Origin of the sequence: Youngiibacter fragilis 232.1 (genome assembly GCF_000495435.3) — a bacterium.
In the GTDB taxonomy this organism is placed as follows: domain Bacteria; phylum Bacillota; class Clostridia; order Clostridiales; family Clostridiaceae; genus Youngiibacter; species Youngiibacter fragilis.
Map to the genome: position 1 here is coordinate 1 of NZ_AXUN02000226.1, position 1,020 is coordinate 1,020.

The following is a 1,020-nucleotide window of genomic DNA, read 5'->3' on the forward strand; positions in this document are numbered from 1 at the left end:
TTATTTTACGTACTTTTGCCATCTCCAGATTATCCTTTTCGGAATACGCAGAATCTCCAACTACTGAATCAACCTGCACTCCTGCATTTTCTGTCATGGCAATCAACCCTTCAAGCTCTTTTCCATCTGGCTTCTCTCCGGAGGTGATGGTGAAGGCAGTTAGTATTCTCTCAGGGGTAAGTGCGAGATGTGTTTTGTATCCGAAGAAAGAAGTGTCAGCAGTCTTGTGGCCTACACGTGCATCTGAGTCATTAGAGCGGGCAATGTGCTCCTGATTGTCTGCGAGCACCTCTTCCACATAGTTCAGTGCCTCCATTATAGTCGGATTCTTTATTATTTCTTCATCAGACCTTATCAGACTGGTAAGCTTTATTGCATATTCAATCTGGTCTTCATAGATACCGCTTGTTACTTTCGCAGGCATCCTGTCCTTGTAACTTTCATCTATGTGGTATACCGCTTTTCTAAGGTTCTTGCAGCTATCGATTAGAATTTCCCTTTGTGACTTCAGGTTGAACTGGCTCTTCGTGTGAGTAGAATCCACTATTATGGTTCCTGTCTTGATTAAACTCTTCTTGATGGCATAACCTACACTTAGATTAACAAGCTCAGTAGGTATGTTGGTATCCTTAAGGCGAAGCTTCCTGAACTTGGTAAGTGAGCTGGGATGGATGACTTCATCCTCCGGGGTCAATCCTAGAAAAAACTTGAAGGACATGTCGTACATTGAACGCTCAACAAGGTCTACATCTGATAGTGTGTACATCTCCTTCAGGACCAAATACTTAATAAGTCTTATAGGAGGGATGGCATTCCTTCCGTTATCCAGACAATACTTATTGATTAGCTCATCTTCGATCTTTGAAAAGTCAATCTCCTCAGAAATACGACGAAGAACATGGTTCTTGGGGATGATTAAATCATAGAGACAAGAATACTTGCTTAAGGACATTTCAGTTTGGAAATTAATCATGCTGCACCTCGAAAAATAAGATAACCCTATACTAATAGTACCACATA

At 41.3% G+C, this 1,020-nt stretch carries 1 protein-coding gene; it reads right to left on the minus strand.

From position 1 onward, the window contains the following. A partial coding sequence (locus tag T472_RS17940) for a transposase (RefSeq protein WP_023863766.1) occupies nucleotides 1-973 on the minus strand: 973 nt, incomplete at its 3' end. Nucleotides 974-1,020 lie beyond the last annotated feature (47 nt).